Genomic DNA, 5,235 nt, shown 5'->3' with positions numbered 1-5,235 from the left:
ACCGAGCCGGATGCAGGTAGTGACCTGCAGGCCGTTATGCTCAAGGCTACCTACAACGAGGCTGACCAGCAGTGGTACCTCAACGGTGTCAAGCGCTTTATCACCAATGGCGACTCCGATATCCACCTCGTACTGGCACGTAGTGAGGAGGGAACCAAGGATGCGCGTGGTCTCTCGATGTTTATCTATGATGCTAAGAAGGGGGGCGTGACCGTCCGCCGCATAGAACACAAGATGGGTATCAAGGGTGTCCCCACCTGCGAGCTTGTCTTCAAGGATGCTCCTGCCGAGCTCTGTGGCGAGCGTCGCCTAGGACTCATTCGCTACGTCATGTCTCTGATGAATGGCGCTCGTCTAGGCATCATGGCGCAAGCTGTCGGTATCTCCGAGGCTGCCTATCGTGAGGCTAAGGCTTACGCTACCGACCGTCATCAGTATGGACACGCCATCGACAAGTTCCCCGCTGTCTATGAGATGCTCGCCCTCATACGTGCTAAGGCTGACGCAACCCGTGCGCATCTCTACGAGACGAGCCGCTTCGTGGATATGTACAAGGCTTACGACGACATAGCTCGTGAGCGCAAGCTTACCCCCGAGGAGCGCAAGGAGCAGAAGTACTACAGCCGCTTGGCTGACGCTTATACGCCTATCGGCAAAGGCATGAGCACCGAGCTAGCCAACCAAAACGTCTACGACTGCATCCAGATATACGGTGGCTCAGGCTATATGAAGGACTACACCTGCGAGCGTCTCTATCGTGACGTGCGTATCACCAACATCTACGAGGGTACCACGCAGCTACAGGTCGTAGCAGCTATCCGCCACGTCACCACTGGCACATACTTCGCACGCCTAGAGGAGTACCAGCAGGTAGCGGTCTCGCCCGAGTGGCAGGAGACCAAGGAGCTACTAGCCACTTGGATAGAGCGTGCCAAGGCTTGTACCGAGCTCGTCACCGAGGCAAAGGATCAGACCCTCCTCGACTACCACGCTCGTCGTCTCGTCGAGATGTGTGGCCACTGCATCTTCGCACACCTGCTACTCATCGCCGCGCAGGAGCGTCCCGACCTCTACGAGCACTCCACACACGTATATATACAGTACGCCAGTGGAGAGATGGACAAGTGCGAGGGACTGATACGTCGCTTCGATCCCAAGCAGCTCCAGCACTACGCTGTGCAGACCTCTACGCCTGCTGAGGCGTAGCGGACACAGACGAGTAAATGACAATCTCTTAGGGGGCGGGCGGACCATCTGTCCGCCCCTTCACTCTAACCAACGTACCACTATGCAGCAATACCTTGACCTGATAGAGCGTGTCCTCACCGAGGGCAACGAACGTACTGACCGCACGGGCACTGGCACCGTCGGTGTCTTCGGACATCAGATGACCTTTGACCTAGCCGACGGCTTCCCCCTGCTCACCACCAAGAAGCTACACCTGCGCAGTATCATTCACGAGCTACTATGGTTCCTCAAGGGCGATACCAACCTTCAGTACCTGCACGACAACAAGGTCTCTATCTGGGACGAGTGGGCCGACGAAGCGGGCGACCTAGGTCCCATCTACGGGGCGCAGTGGAGACATTGGTTCGACCCACACACGGGGCAGACCATTGACCAGATGCAGCAAGCGCTCGACCTGATACGTCATCAGCCCGACAGCCGCCGCATCGTCGTCTCAGCGTGGAACGTTGCCGACCTACCCCTTATGCACCTCTCCCCCTGTCACTGTCTCATGCAGTACTACGTCGTGGGGGATAAGCTAGACCTGCAGCTCTACCAGCGCAGTGCCGACATCTTCCTCGGGGTCCCCTTCAACATCGCCTCCTACGCCCTCCTCCTCATGATGACAGCGCAAGTCACAGGGCTACGTCCCGGGCGCTTCATCCACACCCTCGGCGATGCACATCTATATAAGAACCATCTCGAGCAGGCGCGTCTGCAGCTCACACGCACGCCACGCCCACTCCCCACGATGACCCTCCGAGACCGTGAGCAGTCGCTCTTTGACTTCGTCTATGACGACTTCACCCTCTCCGACTACAACCCCTACCCGCACATCCCTGCGCCCGTCTCCGTCTAGCATTCTCATTTAATAGTTGCATCTACGGTCACTCTAGGGCTGTGGTAGGTAAAGATATTTTTTGTACCTTTGCCAACCGAAGCCTTTACTCATGGCGAGTAAGTCCTTCACCATAGTAATCATAAGCATCAGAGACATACCGATATGAAGCGTACATTCCAACCATCGAACCGTAAGAGAAAGAATAAGCACGGATTTAGAGCTCGTATGGCGACAGCATCAGGTCGCAAGGTACTAGCTATGCGTCGCGCCAAGGGTCGCGCTAAGCTGTCTGTATCTGACGAGTACTAGTATACCGTTGCACCACTTCTCTAACCCATAAGGTTATATGCTCTAGATAGCTGGGCTATCTAGCGTTTGTATAAGCTCACACCTAGAGTAGACGCTACTCTAGGTGTGAGCTTGTTTTTTGTCGAAAGCGAGCCAGCGAGGATCGGAGCTATCGGAGACATCAGAGACATCGGAGACATCGGAGATATCAGAGCTATCGGAGGCATCAGAGACATCGGAGACATCGGAGACATCGGAGACATCGGAGACATCAGAGCTATCGGAGACATCGGAGACATCAGAGCTATCGGAGACATCAGAGACATCGGAGCTATCGGAGCTATCGGAGACATCAGAGACATCAGAGCTATCGGAGACATCGGAGCTATCGGAGACATCAGAGCTATCAGAGACATCAGAGCTATCGGAGACATCGGAGCTATCGGAGACATCAGATAGCTCAGATCACTCAGATCTACTCTAGTCTCTAATCTCCGCGACAGGCAGCTCGATCCGCTCCGCCCACGGCATCATAGCGTTGATGAGGGCGATGCGGTCGTAGGCGGATAGTTCGGCGAGCGGTATGTCGCGAGGCGTTAGTACACCCTCAGCGATCAAATGAGCCCGTTGCACCCCCGCAAGTAGTGGCACACGAGGCGTGTACCAGCGGTTTCCTTGGCGCAAAGCGATATTCGTGTAGGAGCTGTCCGTGAGCAAGCCCTCCTCATTAACGATTACAATCTCATCCGCATCGCCACGCAACGCTAGCAGTGCTTGTAAAGCCGCCCGGTCGGCCCACTTGAGATGGTAGTCCAGCGCAGGTGCAGCGACAGCTCTCAGCGACTGGATCGTACGCCGATGATAAGGAGCGTAGCCCACCTCCAGAGGCTCCGCATCGTATAGAAGACGACACTTGACCACCCCCATGAGTGACGCAGGGCAAGGGTGCAGCGCCAGATAGTTCGCCAGCCGCCAGCGAGGCTTGACGCCATACTCAGCGAGCGACCGGTCGACACGCTCTTGGTGTAGAGGCAGCAGCTCCGGCTCTCCATCTACGTAGCGGAGGCTTTCCAATAATAACGGTACTTGACTCATACGAATGGTAGATAAACCTTCTGACACACCTCCCGATACTCCTCCGCGCAGTGACTATTGATCGTGATCCCGCCACCGCTACGGTAGCGCAGCGCTCCATCCGCCTGCTGCTCTATGAAGCGTATCATCACACCACTGTCCAGTGTCTCTCCGTCGAAGTATCCGCAGATGCCTGTGTAAAAGCCTCTCGGCTCCCCCTCCGCTACAGCGATCGCCCGTACAGTAGCCTCCTTGGGAGCCCCGCTAATAGAGCCCGCTGGGAGCAGTTCGTTCAGGATGCTCCCGAGATGAGCGCGCCAGTTGGGACTCAGCTGCCCAACGATTTCCGAACTCACCTGCAGCAAGCGCCCACGACTAGTAACCAGTTCATCGATATACCTAAAGCGCCTCACCGCCACGTTGTGACTCACACGGCTCAAGTCGTTGCGTATCAGGTCGGTGATCGTGTAGTGCTCGGCCGTCTCCTTGTAGTCACCGAGGATCGTCTCAGCCGCATCGGGCAGGGTCGCATCTATCGTCCCCTTCATCGGGTAGCAACTGATTTCATTCCCCACGATACGCACGAAGGTCTCAGGCGAAAAGCAAACGAATCGTCCCGGCAAGTAGCACTTATAGCGCACTTGCGAACGAAGAAATACCTCTTCCAGCGAAATATTCAGCTCTATGGGAGTCGCCACCGTCAGATTAGCCAAAAAGCTATCGCCCCGCTCCAACGCATGACGGATCACTGCGAAACGCTCCGCATAAGCCTCCTCGCTAATCGGTGTGGCGCGTAGCACAGCAGACGTATCGCTCACGGAGCGTGCCAAGCAATTGGTCACGCCCCCAATATCGAAGAGTAGTTCTTGCTGCGCCAGGGGCTTCTCCAGAAGGATCAGTTCGCTCATCTCGTAGTCTAGGCAGAAGACAAATGGCTTGCCCTGCCCGCCCAGTTCGTTGAGCCTATCAATCATCGACTGCTTCATATCATTCACTCTTTCTGCATTATGTATCCGCTCCACGAGACGAGTAACGACCTGTAGAGACGCTCGGGAGTGTCTAGCGGGAGGGCGTCCGTCCCCGTTAAAACCACGACGCTGTAACCTTTGATACAACGGACGCACAGATCGTGCGTCCCTACAAATCGTTACCCGTCAGATGCGTTTGGACAAATCGTTACTCGTCAAGTACGGCCACAAGCTTCGTTTGTATCTGCAAATATACTATCTTCGTAGCTTGTAATGAAACATCTACTGATAGCTGACAATCACGACTCCTTTGTCTACAACCTCGTAGAGCTCCTGCGCCAGCTCGACGAGTGCACCCTGGAGATACACTACACGGAGCAGATCACGCCCGCCATAGTCGCACGCAGTCACGGACTCCTACTCTCACCAGGCCCTGGGGTACCGACGGAGCAGACCCACCTGATGGAGCTCATCGACAGCTACCACACAGAGCTGCCCATGCTGGGCGTCTGCCTAGGACATCAAGCACTCGCAGCCTACTGCGGTGCTGAGCTAACGCAGCTCCGAGCACCCCTCCACGGACACACCGACCAACTCATCATCGAGCATCACGACGAATTGCTACGAGACATCCCCACTGGTAGCCACATCGGTCGGTATCACTCATGGGTCGTACAGCCCGACAACCTCCCCGACACGCTACAAGTCACGGCACACGCCCAGTCCGACGGCACCATCATGGCGCTACGGCATCGCGCCCTACCGCTCTGGGGCGTACAGTTTCACCCCGAGAGCTACATCTCCGACCACGGACGCCGCTACCTGCACAACTTCATC

At 56.1% G+C, this 5,235-nt stretch carries 7 protein-coding genes; 5 read left to right on the top strand and 2 right to left on the bottom strand.

Translation table 11 applies throughout. The features are described 5' to 3' along the window. The 4 genes from Q0X57_RS07430 to Q0X57_RS07415 all read left to right on the top strand — a co-directional run. A partial coding sequence (locus tag Q0X57_RS07430) for an acyl-CoA dehydrogenase family protein (protein WP_297729731.1) occupies positions 1–1,206 on the top strand: 1,206 nt, incomplete at its 5' end. An 82-nt stretch (positions 1,207–1,288) separates the two neighbouring features. Next, positions 1,289–2,086: a thymidylate synthase gene (locus Q0X57_RS07425; RefSeq protein ID WP_297729728.1), complete on the top strand. Its 798-nt coding sequence runs from the start codon at positions 1,289–1,291 to the stop codon at positions 2,084–2,086. A gap of 144 nt (positions 2,087–2,230) precedes the next feature. Continuing rightward, the gene (gene rpmH / locus Q0X57_RS07420; RefSeq protein WP_007364380.1) at positions 2,231–2,377 is read left to right on the top strand and encodes a 50S ribosomal protein L34; all 147 of its coding nucleotides are present in this window, start codon (positions 2,231–2,233) and stop codon (positions 2,375–2,377) included. 105 nt (positions 2,378–2,482) lie between these two features. Next, positions 2,483–2,815: a hypothetical protein gene (locus Q0X57_RS07415; protein ID WP_297729725.1), complete on the top strand. Its 333-nt coding sequence runs from the start codon at positions 2,483–2,485 to the stop codon at positions 2,813–2,815. A 21-nt stretch (positions 2,816–2,836) separates the two neighbouring features. Here Q0X57_RS07415 and Q0X57_RS07410 read toward each other — a convergent pair whose 3' ends face one another. Both Q0X57_RS07410 and Q0X57_RS07405 read right to left on the bottom strand, forming a co-directional pair. Next, positions 2,837–3,451, bottom strand: a complete 615-nt coding sequence (locus Q0X57_RS07410) for an aminotransferase class IV (protein ID WP_297729722.1) — start codon at positions 3,449–3,451, stop codon at positions 2,837–2,839. Further along, complete coding sequence (locus Q0X57_RS07405; protein WP_297729719.1) at positions 3,448–4,416, bottom strand: aminodeoxychorismate synthase component I; 969 nt, start codon at positions 4,414–4,416, stop codon at positions 3,448–3,450. Before Q0X57_RS07405 ends, Q0X57_RS07410 begins: the two co-directional genes overlap by 4 nt. Positions 4,417–4,671: 255 nt before the next feature. Between Q0X57_RS07405 and Q0X57_RS07400 the strand changes: the two genes are divergently transcribed. Continuing rightward, positions 4,672–5,235 (top strand): aminodeoxychorismate/anthranilate synthase component II (locus Q0X57_RS07400; RefSeq protein WP_297729716.1); only part of this gene is annotated, 564 nt, incomplete at its 3' end.

This window comes from uncultured Porphyromonas sp., assembly GCF_947254915.1.
In the GTDB taxonomy this organism is placed as follows: Bacteria; Bacteroidota; Bacteroidia; order Bacteroidales; family Porphyromonadaceae; genus Porphyromonas.
This window is presented reverse-complemented; position numbering and strand designations above follow the sequence as displayed.

Bases quoted from the DNA above. Each gene is read 5' to 3' on its own strand.
- Q0X57_RS07425 (WP_297729728.1), top strand. From the start codon at position 1,289: ATGCAGCAATACCTTGACCTGATAGAGCGTGTCCTCACCGAGGGCAAC.
- Q0X57_RS07410 (WP_297729722.1), bottom strand. From the start codon at position 3,451: ATGAGTCAAGTACCGTTATTATTGGAAAGCCTCCGCTACGTAGATGGA.
- Q0X57_RS07405 (WP_297729719.1), bottom strand. From the start codon at position 4,416: ATGAAGCAGTCGATGATTGATAGGCTCAACGAACTGGGCGGGCAGGGC.
- rpmH (WP_007364380.1), top strand. From the start codon at position 2,231: ATGAAGCGTACATTCCAACCATCGAACCGTAAGAGAAAGAATAAGCAC.